This is a genomic window from Streptomyces sp. NPDC102402 (assembly GCF_044765765.1).
Classification (GTDB): domain Bacteria; phylum Actinomycetota; class Actinomycetes; order Streptomycetales; family Streptomycetaceae; genus Streptomyces.
The window spans coordinates 11,503-26,977 of record NZ_JBIWKR010000008.1 but is presented as its reverse complement, the minus strand read 5'-3'; the positions used below and the strand labels follow the sequence as shown (position 1 = coordinate 26,977).

The following is a 15,475-nucleotide window of genomic DNA, read 5'->3' as shown; positions in this document are numbered from 1 at the left end:
CGCCGGGCGCCCGGGCCCGCGGCGGTGCGTCTGGTGACCGGGTCCCCGGACGGCTCCGGCCCTCCGGGACAGTACGACGCGGAGACCGGGCCCGTCAGGCGCTCTCGTCGGCGAGCCGGCGGACCGCGTCCGCGAAGGCCTCACCACGCTTGTTGTAGTTCGCGAACATGTCCATCGAGGCGCAGGCCGGGGCCAGCAGGACGGTGTCACCCGGCCGGGCGAGCCGTGCCGCTTCGCCGACCGCTGCGGACATCGCCCCAGTGTCGGTCCGGTCGAGGTCGACCACCGGTACCTCGGGGGCGTGTCGCGCCAGGGCTTCGCGGATCAGCGCCCGGTCGGCGCCCATCAGCACGACGCCCCTCAGCCGCTTCTCGGCGCCGCCCACCAGTTCGTCGAAGGTGGCGCCCTTGGCCAGGCCCCCGGCGATCCACACGATCGGCTCGTAGGCCGCGAGGGATGCCTCGGCGGCGTGGGTGTTCGTGGCCTTGGAGTCGTCGACGTAGGCGACACCGGCGACGTCCGCGACGTGTTCGATGCGGTGGGCGTCGGGGCGGAAGGCCCGCAGTCCGTCGCGCACGGCGGAGGGCTCCACACCGAAGGCGCGGGCCAGCGCGGCCGCCGCGAGGGCGTTGGCGATGTTGTGCGGGGCAGGAGGGTTCACGTCGCCGACCTCGGCGAGCTCCTGGGCCTGCTTCTGGCGGTTGGCGACGAAGGCCCGGTCGACGAGGATGCCGTCGACCACCCCGAGCTGCGAGGGTCCGGGAGTGCCGAGGGTGAAGCCGATGGCCCGGCAGCCCTCCTCGACGTCGGCCTCGCGCACGAGGTCCTCCGTCGCCCCGTCCTGCGCGTTGTACACGCAGGCGACGGTGTTGCCCTCGTAGATGCGGCCCTTGTCGGAGGCGTAGCCGGCCATCGAGCCGTGCCAGTCGAGGTGGTCGGGGGCCAGGTTGAGCACGGCTCCGGAGTGGGCGCGCAGTGAGGGCGCCCAGTGGAGCTGGTAGCTGGAGAGCTCGACGGCGAGCACGTCGTACGGCTCGTCGGCGAGCACCGCGTCCAGCAGCGAGACCCCGATGTTGCCGACGGCGGCGGTGCGCAGGCCGGCCGCTTCGAGGATCGAGGCCAGCATGCGGACGGTGGTGGTCTTGCCGTTGGTGCCGGTGACCGCGAGCCAGGGTGCCGGTTGCCTGCCGTCCTGCCCCCTCAGCCTCCAGGCGAGTTCGACGTCGCCCCAGACCGGGACGTCCGCCTCGGCGGCCGCCTGGAAGAGCGGCTTGCCGGGGCTCCAGCCGGGCGCCGTGACCACGAGCTCGGTGGACTCGGGCAGGGTGTCGCCGTCGCCGAGGCGCACGGTGATGCCGAGCGCCTCCAGTCCGGCCGCCTGAGTACGGGAGCGCTCGTCGTCGCCGTCGTTGACGACGGTGACGAGGGCCCCCCGCTCGTGCAGGGCGCGGGCGGCGGGGACACCGCTGACACCGAGCCCGGCGACCGTGACGTGCTTGCCCTGCCAGTCCACGTTGCTCACTTCTTGGCTGCCCATCCCGCGTAGAAGAGGCCCAGTCCGACGATGACGCACATGCCCTGGATGATCCAGAAGCGGACCACGACAAGGACCTCGGACCACCCCTTGAGTTCGAAGTGGTGCTGGAGCGGCGCCATCCGGAAGACCCGCTTGCCGGTCATCTTGAAGGAACCGACCTGGATGACCACGGACATCGTGATCATCACGAAGAGGCCACCGAGGATGGCCATCAGGAATTCGGTCCGGGAGCAGATGGCCAGGCCCGCGAGCGCGCCGCCGAGGGCGAGGGAGCCCGTGTCACCCATGAAGATCTTGGCGGGCGAGGTGTTCCACCACAGGAAGCCGAAGCAGGCGCCCATGAGGGCGGAGGCGACGACCGCCAGGTCGAGCGGATCCCGTACCTCGAAACACGCCTGCGGGTTGGTCAGGGTCTCCGCGTTGGCGCAGGACTCCTGGAACTGCCAGAGGCCGATGAAGGTGTAGGCGCCGAAGACCATCACCGACGCACCGGTGGCCAGGCCGTCCAGACCGTCCGTCAGGTTCACGCCGTTGGACATGGCGAGAATCATGAACAGGGCCCAGACGCAGAACAGCACGGGGCCGATCGACCAGCCGAAGTCCTCGACGAACGAGAGGCGGGTGGACGCCGGGGTGTTGCCGTGGATGTCGGCGAACTGGAGCGAGAGCACCGCGAAGGCGATGCCGACGATCAGCTGGCCGGCCATCTTCGCCTTGGCCCGCAGGCCGAGCGAACGCTGCTTGACGATCTTGATGTAGTCGTCGAGGAAGCCGACGAGGCCCATTCCCGCCATCAGGAACAGCACCAGGACGCCGGAGAAGCGCATGTCCTCGCCGGTGAGCACCTTCGCCAGGACGTACGCGATGATCGTCGCCAGGATGAAGGCGATCCCACCCATGGTGGGGGTGCCCTTCTTGCTGCCGTGGGTACGCGGGCCGTCGTCCCGGATGAACTGCCCGTAGCCCTTGCGGGCCAGAAGTTTGATCAGCAGCGGGGTGCCGACCAGCGTCAGGAAGAGCCCTATGGCTCCCGCGAAGAGGATCTGCCTCATCGGACGGCGACCTCGCCCTCGGTCGTCTCCAGCAATGCCAGGGCGACCTTCTCCAGGCCGACCGACCGGGACGCCTTCACCAGCACGACGTCTCCCGGGCGCAGTTCACTGCGCAACAGGTCGACGGCCGCCTGTGCGTCGGACACGTGCACCGACTCCTCACCCCACGAACCCTCGTTATATGCGCCCAGTTGCAGCCAGGAGGCTTCTTGTCCTCCGACAGCGACGAGCTTGCTGACGTTGAGCCGGACGGCGAGCCGTCCGACCGCGTCGTGCTCGGCGAGCGACGCGTCACCGAGCTCGGCCATCTGACCGAGCACCGCCCACGTGCGCCCCCCTCCCGCCCGTCGGGCCTTACCCATGGCGGCCAGCGCACGGAGTGCGGCCTTCATGGATTCGGGGTTCGCGTTGTAGGCGTCATTGACGACCGTCACACCGTCCGGACGCTCGGTGACCTCCATGCGCCAGCGGGAGAGGGTGCCCGCCCCGGAGAGCGCATCGGCGATCTCGGTCACGGACATGCCCAACTCATGGGCGACGGCGGCCGCGGCGAGCGCGTTCGACACGTGGTGCTCACCGTACAGGCGCAAGGTCACGTCGCTGCACCCGGTGGGTGTGTGGAGCTCGAAAGCGGGGCGCCCGTCGTCCGTGAGCCGCACGTTCTCTCCCCGTACGTCCGCATCCGCGGCCTCTCCGAAGAGCAGCACCCGGGCTTTTGTGCGGGACGCCATCGCCCGCACGAGCGGGTCGTCGGCGTTGAGGATCGCGGTGCCGTCCTCCGGGAGGACCTCCACGAGCTCGCCCTTGGCCTGGGCGATCGCCTCACGGCTGCCGAACTCACCGATGTGGGCGCTGCCCACGTTGAGGACCAGCCCGATCCGGGGCGGCGTCAGGTCGGCGAGGTAGTGGATGTGGCCGACGCCCCGCGCTCCCATCTCCAGCACGAGGTGGCGGGTCTCGGCGGTGGCGCGCAGTGCGGTGACCGGGAGGCCGATCTCGTTGTTGAGGGAGCCCGGCGTCCAGACCGTGGGGGCCTTGCGCTCCAGCAGCTGGGCGATCAGGTCCTTCGTGGACGTCTTGCCCGCCGAGCCGGTCAGCGCGACGACGGCGGTGCCGAGGCGTTCGACGACGGCGCGGGCGAGGGCTCCGAGCGCGCCCACGACGTCGTCCACGACGATCGCCGGAACGCCGACGGGGTGGGCGGCGAGCACGGCCACGGCGCCCGCGTCGACGGCGAGCTGTGCGTAGTCGTGGCCGTCGACACGCTCGCCGGCGAACGCGGCGAACAGGGAGCCCTCACGCACCTCCCGGGAGTCGATGACGACGGGGCCGGTGACGACGGCGGACGGGTCCGGCACGTCGTGCGGCTGCCCGCCGACGATTCCGGCGATCTCGGCGAGGGAAAGGGCGATCACTTGGTCATCCCTGACTGTTGTTCTGGGTGTGTACGAGGTCCTCGGGGGCGCGCCGGGCGCTCGTGCGCCCCAGGGAGCGCTCGATGGCCTCGCGCAGGACCTTCCGGTCGTCGAAGGGACGCACCACTCCGTGGATGTCCTGGCCCTGCTCATGTCCCTTTCCGGCCACCAGCACGGTGTCGCCGGGCTCGGCCCGGGCCACCGCGGCGGCGATGGCCGCGGCCCGGTCGGCCTCCACGAGCACGTCGCCGCGCTCGTGGACGGGCACCTCCGCGGCGCCGGTGAGCATCGCGGCGAGGATCGCGAGGGGGTCCTCGGAACGGGGGTTGTCGGAGGTCAGTACGGCGGTGTCGGCGAGCCGTGCCGCCGCGGCGCCCATCGGGCCGCGCTTCGTCGTGTCCCGGTCGCCGCCGCAGCCGAGCACGACGTGCACCCGGCCCTCGGTGACCTTCTGCAGGGACCGCAGGACCGATTCGACCGCGTCGGTCTTGTGCGCGTAGTCGACGACCGCGAGGTACGGCTGTCCGGCGTCGACGCGTTCCAGCCGGCCGGGCACACCGGGGACGGCCGCGACGCCGTCGGCGGCGGTCTGCGGGTCCACGCCCGCGACGGCCAGGGTGACGATCGCGGCGAGGGTGTTGGCGACGTTGAACGGGCCGGGCAGCGGGGCACGGGCGGTGACGCGCTCACCCTTGGGGCCGATCACCGTGAAGGTGCTGTCCTGGGGGCCGACTTCCACGTCCTCGGCCCGCCACTCGGCGTCCGGGTGGCCCTCCGCGGAGAAGGTGACGACCGGGACGGAGGCCTCGTCGACCAGCCTGCGGCCGTACTCGTCGTCGAAGTTGACGACACCGAGCTTGCTGCGCTGCGGGGTGAACAGCTGCGCCTTGGCCTGGAAGTAGTCCTCCATCCCGGAGTGGAACTCCATGTGCTCCGGACTGAGGTTGTTGAACACGGCGACGTCGAAGACGCAGCCGTCCACCCGGCCGAGGACCAGGGCGTGGCTGGAGACCTCCATGGCGACCGCCTCGACCCCGCGCTCGCGCATGACGGCGAACAGGGCCTGGAGGTCGGTGGCTTCGGGGGTGGTGCGCTCCGACTTGATGCGCTCGTCGCCGATCCGCATCTCGACGGTGCCGATCAGTCCGGTGCTGCGTCCGGCCCCGCGCAGCCCGCCCTCGACGAGGTACGCCGTGGTGGTCTTGCCGGATGTTCCGGTGATACCGATCTGGAGGAGGCCGATGCCCGGCCGTCCGTAGATCTCGGCGGCGATGTCGCCCATCCGGCCGCGCGGGTCGTCGGTGACGAGGACCGGGAGGCCGGTGGCGGCGGCGCGTTCGGCGCCGGCCGGGTCGGTGAGGATCGCGGCGGCGCCGAGGCCCGCGGCCTGGGCCGCGAAGTCGGCGCCGTGGAAGCGGGCACCGGGCAGGGCCGCGTACACGTCGCCCGGGCGCACGGCCCGGGAGTCGTGGGTGATGCCGGTGACCTCACCGGAATCCTGCGGTCCGGCACCGAGCCGGGCTGCCAGCTCTCCGAGGGACGTCGGCCTGAGCCGGTCCGGTCGGGGCGCTCCCGGGTAGTTCACAGGCGCGTCCTTCTGAGTGGTTTGGCACTGATCAGCGTGGGGCACGGCGGTGAGCGTACCGGGCGGACCCGGCCTCTCGCGAAGTGAGGGGCCGGGGTCGCGGTACTTCTCGTTCCGGTTCCAGGGATCAGGGGTGATGGTCGTCACTGAGGGTTCCCCCGAATTACTCGCCGGGCTTGAAGGACACCGGCAGCCGCGCTGGATCGCTGCCGGAGGGAGGGGTCTGGAGGGTCTTCAGGGCGAACTCCATGACCTTCTTGTAGATCGGGCCGCAGATCTGGCCGCCGAAGTAGCTGCCCTTGGTGGGGTTCTGGATGGCGCAGTAGACGGTGATCTGCGGATCGTCGGCAGGGGCGAAGCCCGCGAAGGACGCGGTGTAGCCCTTGTAGATGCCGCGTACGGGGTCGACGCGGTTGGCCGTGCCGGTCTTGCCCGCGACCCGGTAGCCCTGGATGTGGGCCTTGGTCCCGGTTCCCTCCTCGTCGTCCACGACCGACTCCAGCATCTTCGCCAGGGTCCTGGCCGTCTTCTCACTGACCACCCGGGTGCGTTCGGGAGCTTCGGACGCCGTGTAGCGCCCGCCGGCGTCCTTGGTGCCGCGCACCAGGGTCGGCTCGACCCGGACCCCGCCGTTGGCGATGGCCTGGTAGACCGAGGCGGCCTGCATGGCGTTGAGCGAGAGCCCCTGGCCGAAGGGGATCGTGTACTGCTGCGAGGTGGACCAGTCCTGGGGCTTGGCGAGGATGCCGGGCGACTCCCCCGGGTAGTCGAGCCCCGTGGTGCTGCCCAGACCGAATTTGCGCAGGTAGGAGTAGAGGACCTTGTTGGCCTCGGCCTGGGTCTTCCCGAGCTGGCCGGTGGCCAGGATGGTGCCGATGTTGCTCGATTTGGCGAGTACGCCGTTGAGCGTGAGGTACCAGGTGGGGTGGTCGATGTCGTCCCGGAAGAGCCGGTCGCCCCGGTGCAGCCTGTTGGGCACCGTGACGTGCGTACCGGGCGTGGCGGCCTCCTCCTCCAGTACCGCGGCCATGGACATGACCTTGCTGGTGGAGCCGGGTTCGTAGACGTCCTGGAGGGCCGCGTTGCCCAGGGCGGCCGAGTTGCTCTGCGCGAGGTCGTTGGGGTCGTAGCCGGGGGCGTTCGCCATGGCGAGCACCTCGCCGGTCTTCGCGTTCTGGACGACCACGTAGCCGCGGTCCGCCGCGGACTTCTCGACCTGGTCGGCGATGGCCCGCTGGGCCGCCCACTGGATGTCGCGGTCGATCGTCAGCTCGACGTCGGTGCCGGCGACGGCCGGGATCTCCGTGGAGCCGGCGGTCGGGACGGGGCGGCCGCCCGCCTGGGCGTAGCGGATCTTGCCGTCCTCGCCACGGAGCTGCTTGTTCAGCTGCGCCTCCAGGCCTCCGCCGCCCTTGCCCTCGGCGTTGACGAAGCCCAGTATCCCGGCCGCCAGGTCGCCGTTGGGGTACACGCGCCTGGTGGTGGGTTCCTGGAGGACTCCGGCGAGCACGTTGGCTCCGGGACCGCCGTTCGCCCTGTCCTCGCCGGCCTTCTCCGCGAAGACGGACTTGAGGTCCTTGATCTGTTTCCAGACCTGCGGGGTCTGCCGCCGGGCGAGCACCTCGTAGCGGCTCTTGGGGGTGGCGAGCTTCTTCGCCAGTTCCGCCTCCTCCTTGCCGAGGATCGGGGCGAGCAGGGCGGCCGCCTGCTGCGGCGCGTCGGGGGCCTTGCTGATCTCGGGCGTGAAGAGCTGCGGGTCGGCCGTGATGTCGTGCGCGTCGACGCTGGTGGCCAGGGCGATACCGCTGCGGTCGGTGATCTCGCCGCGCTCGGCGGCGATCGCGTACTCCAGGTAGCGGTTCTTCTCGGCCTTGGCGGCGTACGTGCTCGCGTCGACCGCCTGGACCTGGAGGAGCCGGACGACGAACGCCAGCATGACGAGGGTCAGGCAGAGGCTGATCAGGCGCAGCCGGGGACGCGGGCTGCCCAGCTTGATGGACTGCGGCGACCCGCCGCGTCGCTTCGCGGCCGCCGGGCGGCGGGGGCGGCGCGCGTCGGGGCGGGCGGCGGGCCGGGGACGTCCTGTTCCGCCGGCCGCGTTTCGGGGACGCGCGGGGCCGGGGACGCGGCGGCGCGGCGGTTCCTTGGACGGCACTGCGTCACCTGCCGGAGCTCGTCGGAAGCGGTGTGGTCGGGGTCGTGGACGGCGTCGCGGGCGGTGCCGGCGGCGGCACCGACGCGGGCGGGGCGGCCGTATCCGGGGGTTCGGCGGCGCTCGTCCCCGGTGCGGGGGCAGTGGTGGGGGACGGCTGGGCGGTCGCCTGCTCGGGCACGCCCCGCACCGTGCCGTCCGGGTCGAGGAAGGCGGGGCTGCCGCCGGGCACCATGCCGAGTTCCCTGGCCCGGCGCTCCAGGGCGTCGGGTTCGGAGTAGCCGTCGACGTCCCGCTGCAGGGCCTGCTGCTCGTCGGTGAGCTCGGTGGTCTCCCGCTTCAGCTTGCTCAGCCTGAACGATCCTTCATTGAGCGCGGAGTTCAGCAGAAGGAGCGAGATCAGGCCACCGGTGAGCAGCAGCACGACCAGCAGGACGAAGGGGGTACGGGCGGCGGTGCTCGGCCCCGACGGCATCAGCCGGGCGAGCCGGCCGGCCCGCCCCTTCATCTGCTCGGCCGTCCTGGTCACCGCGGCGCCACCGTCCTCTTCCGTGTCCGGCGGGGCACGCTCATCGCTCCTCCGCGCGGATCCGCTGGGCGCCTCGCAGCCTGGCGGGCGCGGCCCGCCTGTTCTCGGCCACCTCTTCCTCCGTGGGCAGTTCGGCTCCGCGGGTGAGCAGCTTCAGCCGGGGCTGGTAGCGCTCGGGGACCACGGGCAGTCCGGGCGGCGCGGTGTTGGCCGCGCCGGCCGCGAAGACCTGCTTGACGAGCCGGTCCTCCAGCGAGTGGTACGAGAGGACGGCGATCCGGCCACCGACGTCGAGGCTCGCCACCGCGGCCGGGACCGCGCGCTCCAGGACGGTGAGTTCGCCGTTGACCTCGATGCGCAGGGCCTGGAAGGTCCGCTTGGCCGGATTGCCGCCGGTGCGCTTGGCGGCCTGCGGCAGGGAGTCACGGATCAGCTCGACGAGGCGCGCGCTGTTGCTGAAGGGTTCCTTCTCGCGTTCGCGCACGACGGCCGAGACGATGCGCTTGGCCTGCTTCTCCTCGCCGTACGCGCGCAGGATCCGCACGAGCTCGCCCGGCGGGTAGGTGTTGAGCACCTCGGCCGCGCCGATGCCGGTGGTCTGGTCCATCCGCATGTCGAGCGGTGCGTCCTGGGCGTAGGCGAAGCCCCGGTCGGCCTCGTCCAGTTGCATGGAGGAGACGCCGAGGTCGAACAGGACGCCCTGGACCTTGGGGATCCCCAGCCGCTCCAGGACCTCGGGCAGTTCGTCGTAGACGGCGTGCACCAGGGTGGCCCGGTCGCCGTAAGGAGCCAGCCGTTCACCCGAGAGCCGCAGCGCCTCCTTGTCACGGTCCAGGGCGACGAGCCGGGCGGTGGGGAAGGCGGCGAGCAGGGCCTCGCTGTGCCCGCCGAGCCCGAGGGTGCAGTCGACGACGACCGGTGGCAGCGGTCCTGTCGCCTCCAGAGCCGGGGCCAACAGGTCCAGGCATCGCTGGAGCATCACCGGGACGTGTCGGGTCTGGCTCAAAGCGCCCTCTCAGGCTCTGTCGCGTGTGGCCGCACGTGCGGTCGGGTCCCCGCCCGCCCGGAAGGGGAGGTCCGCCGGCGCCGGGGAAGGGGCGTCGGCCGACCAGCGAGCGGGAGAGGGCCGGGCCGCACGTACGCCGCACATCACGGGGAGGTCGAAACATGTAAAAATATGCAGAATGTGCAGGCGTGTCGGTAACTTCGCGTCACTTTAGTCCACCCTGCCATTCGATCCATTCCCGATCAACGAACCGGGCAGCGCGTCGCACCGCCGCGGCGGTGCGACGACCTCACCCGGCCGGACGCCTGGACGTGAAGCTTGTGGTTTACCTCACAACAAGCCCCGTTGACGTTCTTTGTCCCCTTCCGCAGCACGCCAGGATCGGGTGTGGCGACTAACGTCGTCCTCATGTCGACTTCTGCGCACTCTTCCGCCGAGACCGATTCCCCCACCAGCGCCGATGCCCGCACCGGAGGGACGGTCACCGACCGCCTCGTCGAGCTGAACACGCGTTACGCGAAGGCGTTCACCGATCCGGGCATGGACGCGCGGCCGGTACTGCGTGTCGCCGTGGTGGCGTGCATGGACGCCCGCCTGGACCTCCACCGGGCGCTCGGCCTGGAGCTCGGCGACTGCCACACCATCCGCAACGCGGGGGGCGTCGTGACCGAGGACGTCATCCGGTCGCTGACCATCAGCCAGCGGGCGCTCGGCACCCGCAGCGTCGTGCTCATCCACCACACCAACTGCGGCATGGAGTCCCTCACCGAGGAGTTCCGGCAGGACCTGGAGCGCGAGGTCGGCCAGCGCCCGTCCTGGGCCGTCGAGGCGTACTCCGACGCCGACCAGGACGTGCGGCAGTCCATGCAGCGCGTGCGCACCTCCCCGTTCCTCCTCCACACGGACGACGTCCGCGGCTTCGTCTTCGACGTGACGACGGGCGAGCTGCGCGAGATCCTGCCCGCCCCCACCTCCTGACGCCCCCTCGACATACGGGCCACATCCGGCATATCGCGCCCACTTGTCCACAGGCGAGTGACACGAAGCGGTAACGGCAACAAGAATGCGGGTGTGACATCTCTCCGGGTCCTCCGGAGAGTGTCCGTATTTCGGGGCGGGCCTGGTGCTTTGTGCGCCGGTCCGTGCACAAGGGCCGAGGAGGGCCGGGTGACGACCTATGACGATCGAGCGAGCCTCACAGATCTGACCACCACAGCGGAGCGGGTACGCAGGTCGGTCGAGGGTGTGATCGAGGGCAAGCCTGAGGTCGTACGGCTTTCGCTGACCGTGCTGCTCGCCGAGGGGCACCTCCTCATCGAGGATGTGCCCGGCGTCGGCAAGACAATGCTGGCCAAGGCGCTGGCGCGGTCCATCGACTGCTCGGTGCGGCGTATCCAGTTCACGCCGGACCTGCTGCCGTCGGACATCACCGGGGTCTCGATCTTCGACCAGCAGCGACGGGACTTCGAGTTCAAGCCGGGCGCGATCTTCGCCCAGATCGTGATCGGCGACGAGATCAACCGCGCGTCGCCCAAGACCCAGTCCGCGCTGCTGGAGTCGATGGAGGAACGCCAGGTCACGATCGACGGGCAGACCTATGAACTGCCCGATCCCTTCATGGTCGTCGCCACCCAGAACCCGGTGGAGATGGAGGGGACCTACCCCCTCCCCGAGGCGCAGCGGGACCGGTTCATGGCACGGGTGTCGATCGGCTATCCCAGCGCCGAGGCCGAGCTCCAGATGCTCGACGTGCACGGCGGAGCCTCGCCCCTGGACGACCTGCAGCCGGTGGCGCACGCCCACGACATCGTGAAGCTGATCGACGCGGTGCGCTCGGTCCATGTGGCCGAAGCCGTCCGGCGATATGCCGTGACACTGGTCGCCGCCACCCGTCAGCACCCTGACCTCAGACTCGGGGCGTCGCCCCGGGCCACCCTCCATCTGCTGCGCGCCGCGAAGGCGTCGGCCGCGCTGGCCGGGCGGGACTACGCCCTGCCGGACGACGTCCAGGCCCTGGCGGTCGCGGTGCTCGCCCACCGGCTGCTGCCCACGGCACAGGCGCAGCTCAACCGCCGTACGGCCGAGCAGGTCGTGCTGGAGATCCTGCAGCGGACGCCGGTGCCGACGTCGAACGGTGAGGCCACCGCTCAGCCCCGGCCCGCCGGCCCGGTGTACGGCCGTCAGCCCGGCGCACGGCACCTGTGATGGCGGCCGGAGCACCCGGCCCCGTGGACGACAGTGACGACAAGGGCGGCCTGCGGGCGGCTCTGGGCGGGCTGACGACGCGCGGGCGGTCCTTCCTCGCCGCCGGCATCGCGGCGGCGGTCTGTGCCTACGTGCTGGGCCAGGGCGACCTGCTCCGGGTCGGAATGCTGCTGGCGGTGCTGCCCCTGGTCTCCGCCACGGTCCTCTACCGCACCCGCTACCGGGTGGCCGGCAGCCGGCGGCTGTCGCCGTCCCGGGTCCCGGCCGGCTCGGAGGCGCGGGTCCACCTGCGCATGGACAACGTGTCCCGGCTGCACACCGGCCTGCTCATGCTCCAGGACCGCGTTCCGTACGTCCTCGGCCCCCGCCCCCGGTTCGTGCTGGACCGGGTGGAGCCGGGCGGAGTACGAGAGGTGTCCTACCGGGTCCGGTCCGATCTGCGCGGGCGCTACCCGCTGGGCCCCCTGCAGCTGCGGCTGAGCGACCCGTTCGGGATGTGCGAGCTGACGCGCTCCTTCAGCGCCTACGACACCCTGGTCGTCATCCCCCGTACCGAACCGCTTCCCGCGCTCCGGCTGGGCGGGGACGCTTCCGGATACGGCGACGGCAGGCAGCGTTCGCTGGCCCTGGCCGGCGAGGACGACATCATTCCGCGCGGCTACCGCCACGGCGACGACCTGCGCCGGGTGCACTGGCGCTCCACCGCGCGCTACGGCGAGTTGATGGTGCGCCGGGAGGAACAGCCGCAGCGGGCCAGGTGCACGGTCCTGCTGGACACCCGGCGGATCGCCTATGCCGGCGCCGGCCCCGGATCGGCCTTCGAATGGGCGGTGTCCGGCGCAGCGTCCGCCTTGGCGCACATGCTGGAGCGCGGCTTCGCGGTCCGGCTGCTCACCGATGAGGGAAGCATCGTGCCGGGTGAGAGTGCCGACGGCTTCGCCGGCTCGGCCCTGGAGTCCGCGGCGTCGGCGGGCCTGATGATGGACACCCTCGCGGTCGTCGACCACTCCGACGGAGGCGGTCTCTCCCGCGCCCACGACGTGCTGCGCGGGAGCAACGAGGGCCTGCTGGTGGCGTTCTTCGGCGATCTCGACGAGGAGCAGACGGCGGTGGCGGCCAGAATGCGCCGGCGGAGCCGCGGAGCGGTGGCGTTCGTGCTCGACGGTGACGACTGGGCGCGCGGCGGAGAAGCCGCGCCTCCCGCGCCGGCCTCCGACCGCTTGCGGCTGCTGCGCGAGGCGGGATGGACGGCGATGGCGGTGCGGCCCGGGGCGGAGCTCGCCCGGCTGTGGCAGCAGGCGGGGCCGGAGGGTTCCGGCGCGCAGCCCTCCGGGGCCGGAACGACGACGGGGCTCTCCGGGGGATGGTCATGAGCGGGCGTACCAGACTGGCGCTGTGCGCCTTCGCGGCCACGGCGATGGCCGCGGGGGCCCTGCTGCCCCTGGTGGAGACGTCGAAGTGGGTCCTTCAGGCGGCGTTCCTGCTGGCCCTGCAGAGCGGTGTGGGCGCGCTGGCCCGCCGGATGCGCCTGGCGCGGATCCTCACGGTCTCGCTCCAGGTCCTCACCACGCTGCTGACACTGACCGTGGCGTTCGCCAGGGATCACGCCCTGTTCGGAGTGCTGCCCGGCCCTCAGGCGGTCGAACGGCTCGCCGGGCTGCTGACCGTGGGTGCGGACGACGTCGGCAGGTACGCCATTCCCGCACCGGAGACGGACGGCATCCGGCTGATGCTGATCGGCGGAGTGCTGCTGATCGGGCTCGCCGTGGACGTCCTCGCGGTGACCTTCCGTGCCGCGGCTCCGGCCGGCCTGCCCCTGCTCGCGCTCTACTCGGTCGCGGCCGGGCTCTCCGACGGTGGGGCGGGATGGATCTGGTTCCTCCTCGCGGCGTGCGGATATCTGCTTCTCCTGCTCGCCGAGGGCAGGGACCGGCTGTCCCGGTGGGGCCGGGTCTTCGGTGGCGTGTCCCGTGCGTCGGGCGGTCTCTCGGCCGGTCTGGACGCGGCCGGGCACGCCGTGGCGCCCCTCCGCACGGGACGGCGCATCGGCGTGGTGGCGCTGGGTGTCGCGCTGGCCGTACCCGCCGCCCTGCCGGCGCTGGACGGCGGGCTGCTGGGCGGCACGGGCGGGTCGGGCCGGGGCAGCGGCGGGGGCACGATCTCCGCGGTGAACCCGCTGGTCTCGCTGCAGAACAACCTCAACCAGCCGGAGAACCGGGAGGTGATGTCGTACCGCACCAACTCCGACGACCCGCAGGGCTTCTATCTGCGCATCCAGGCACTGGACGAGTTCAACGGCGGCGAGTGGCGTCCCTCGACCCGCCGGCTGAGCGACGTCCCGGACAGGCTGCCGCAGCCCACGGGGCTGGCGAGCGATGTGGCCGTCACCGAGATCCGGACGAACATCTCCGCGTCGGCCTCGTACCAGCAGACCTATCTGCCCCTCCCCTTCCCGGCGAGCGAGGTCGACGTCCAGGGCCGCTGGCGGTACGAACCCGAGGGGCGCACCCTCGTCGGCGACGACGGCCAGACGACGCGCGGCGCCCGGTACGAGGTCAGCAGCCTGGTGGTGGAGCCGACGGCCGCCCAGCTCGCCGGGTCGACGGCCCCGCGCTCGGAGGTGGCGCGTGAGTACACGCGGGTCCCCCGGTCGCTGCCCGACGTGGTCGAGGAGACCGCCGAGCGGGTGACCGCGGGCTCCGCCAACGCCTACGAGCGGGCCGTGAAGCTGCAGGACTGGTTCGCCTCGGAGGGCGGCTTCCGGTACGACACGACGGTGACGTCGGGTACGGGCACCGCGGCGATCGAGCGGTTCCTGAAGGACCGGGAGGGCTTCTGCGTCCACTTCTCCTTCACGATGGCCGCGATGGCCAGGACCCTGGGCATTCCGGCCCGGGTCGCTGTGGGCTTCGCCCCGGGCACGGTCCAGGCGGACGGGTCGGTGTCGGTGGGGCTGCGGGACGCGCACGCCTGGCCCGAGCTCTACTTCGAAGGGGTGGGCTGGACCCGCTTCGAGCCGACGCCGTCCCGGGGCAGCACCCCGGAGTACACACGGCCGGACGTGCCCTCGCAGAACCCGAGCGATCCCGCCCTGCCGACGGACGGCACGACCGCTGCCCCGACGGCCGCTCCCTCGGCCTCGGAGTCCTGTCCGGCGCAGATGCGCCGACAGGGTGAGTGCGGTGCGTCCGCGGCTCCCGGTGCGGTGGCTTCCGGCGATTCCGGCACTCCGGCGGGCACGGCGGTGCTGTGGGTGCTCGGTGCCCTGGTGGTGCTCACCCTTCCGCTGGTGCCGATGCTCCTGAGAATACGGGTCCGCGGCAGGCGGCTCGGCTCCTCCGGAGGGCGTACCGCCGCGGATGCCGCGGCCAGGGTGATGGCCGCCTGGCGGGAGATCACCGATACGGCCTGGGATCACGGCATCGCGCCGGACGAGTCGCAGACCCCTCGCAAGGCCGCCGCCCGTGTCGTACGGCTGGGCGGCCTGGACGGCCCGGCGGTGGCAGCGGTCCACCGGCTGGCGGGGGCGGTGGAGCAGGTGCTCTACGCACCCGAGCCCGGCACGGACTCCGCACCGGCCGAGGACGTGCGCACGGTCCGGGCGGGGCTGTGGGCATCCACGGGCCGCTGGGGCAGGCTGCGGGCGACACTCGCGCCCCGTTCGGCTGTTCGGGTGATGTGGGCGTTCTCGGAACGCAGGGCGGAACTCGGCCGCCGATGGTCCGACCGGGTGGGCCGTGACCGCTGGGCGGCGCGGCTGCGCCGGCCGTCACGGCAGCAGGGCTGATCCGCCCGATCCGAGGACCGGCGGGCGGACCGGTTCGCGGGGACCGGCTTCGGCCGGCCGGTCCCCAGGGCTGTTCAGGTGGCCGTAATGCCGCAGCCGGGACGGCGGGCTACGGCAGGGACGGCGGGCTGCGGCAGGGACGGCGGGCTGCGGCAGGGGACGGCGCGCTACGGCAGGGGCCGGCGCAGGGCACGGACCGACGCTGGA

Annotated in this window: 11 protein-coding genes; 4 read left to right on the top strand and 7 right to left on the bottom strand. The window is 72.0% G+C overall.

Annotation, left to right across the window (positions count from 1 at the left end):
* Positions 1–94 precede the first annotated feature (94 nt).
* From murD to rsmH, 7 genes are read right to left on the bottom strand one after another with little or no spacing between them, the layout of a single operon-like run.
* Positions 95–1,537: a UDP-N-acetylmuramoyl-L-alanine--D-glutamate ligase gene (gene murD, locus ACIRJR_RS22900; RefSeq protein ID WP_403783715.1), complete on the bottom strand. Its 1,443-nt coding sequence runs from the start codon at positions 1,535–1,537 to the stop codon at positions 95–97.
* Entirely contained in the window at positions 1,519–2,589 is a 1,071-nt protein-coding gene (gene mraY / locus ACIRJR_RS22895; RefSeq protein WP_403783713.1) for a phospho-N-acetylmuramoyl-pentapeptide-transferase, read from the bottom strand. The genes murD and mraY overlap by 19 nt, the downstream gene beginning before the upstream one ends.
* Positions 2,586–4,004, bottom strand: a complete 1,419-nt coding sequence (murF, locus tag ACIRJR_RS22890) for a UDP-N-acetylmuramoyl-tripeptide--D-alanyl-D-alanine ligase (protein ID WP_403783711.1) — start codon at positions 4,002–4,004, stop codon at positions 2,586–2,588. The genes mraY and murF overlap by 4 nt, the downstream gene beginning before the upstream one ends.
* A gap of 4 nt (positions 4,005–4,008) precedes the next feature.
* A complete protein-coding gene (locus ACIRJR_RS22885; protein ID WP_403783709.1) occupies positions 4,009–5,736 on the bottom strand; it encodes a UDP-N-acetylmuramoyl-L-alanyl-D-glutamate--2,6-diaminopimelate ligase in 1,728 nt (575 codons plus the stop codon).
* Positions 5,737–5,752: 16 nt separating this feature from the next.
* Positions 5,753–7,744, bottom strand: a complete 1,992-nt coding sequence (locus ACIRJR_RS22880; RefSeq protein WP_403783707.1) for a peptidoglycan D,D-transpeptidase FtsI family protein — start codon at positions 7,742–7,744, stop codon at positions 5,753–5,755.
* A 4-nt stretch (positions 7,745–7,748) separates the two neighbouring features.
* Positions 7,749–8,270, bottom strand: a complete 522-nt coding sequence (locus ACIRJR_RS22875; RefSeq protein ID WP_403783705.1) for a septum formation initiator family protein — start codon at positions 8,268–8,270, stop codon at positions 7,749–7,751.
* 40 nt (positions 8,271–8,310) lie between these two features.
* Positions 8,311–9,276 carry a 16S rRNA (cytosine(1402)-N(4))-methyltransferase RsmH gene (gene rsmH / locus ACIRJR_RS22870; RefSeq protein ID WP_403783703.1) on the bottom strand — a complete coding sequence of 322 codons (966 nt, stop codon included), beginning with the start codon at positions 9,274–9,276 and terminating at the stop codon, positions 8,311–8,313.
* A 408-nt stretch (positions 9,277–9,684) separates the two neighbouring features.
* Between rsmH and ACIRJR_RS22865 the strand changes: the two genes are divergently transcribed.
* The 4 genes from ACIRJR_RS22865 (at position 9,685) to ACIRJR_RS22850 (ending at position 15,268) form a co-directional block, all read left to right on the top strand.
* Positions 9,685–10,254, top strand: coding sequence for a beta-class carbonic anhydrase (locus ACIRJR_RS22865; protein ID WP_403783701.1), 570 nt, complete (start codon positions 9,685–9,687; stop codon positions 10,252–10,254).
* 189 nt (positions 10,255–10,443) lie between these two features.
* Positions 10,444–11,481, top strand: a complete 1,038-nt coding sequence (locus ACIRJR_RS22860) for an AAA family ATPase (protein WP_403783699.1) — start codon at positions 10,444–10,446, stop codon at positions 11,479–11,481.
* Positions 11,481–12,854, top strand: a complete 1,374-nt coding sequence (locus tag ACIRJR_RS22855) for a DUF58 domain-containing protein (protein ID WP_403783697.1) — start codon at positions 11,481–11,483, stop codon at positions 12,852–12,854. Before ACIRJR_RS22860 ends, ACIRJR_RS22855 begins: the two co-directional genes overlap by 1 nt.
* The gene (locus ACIRJR_RS22850) at positions 12,851–15,268 is read left to right on the top strand and encodes a DUF3488 and DUF4129 domain-containing transglutaminase family protein (protein WP_403783695.1); all 2,418 of its coding nucleotides are present in this window, start codon (positions 12,851–12,853) and stop codon (positions 15,266–15,268) included. The genes ACIRJR_RS22855 and ACIRJR_RS22850 overlap by 4 nt, the downstream gene beginning before the upstream one ends.
* The last annotated feature ends 207 nt before the right edge of the window (positions 15,269–15,475 follow it).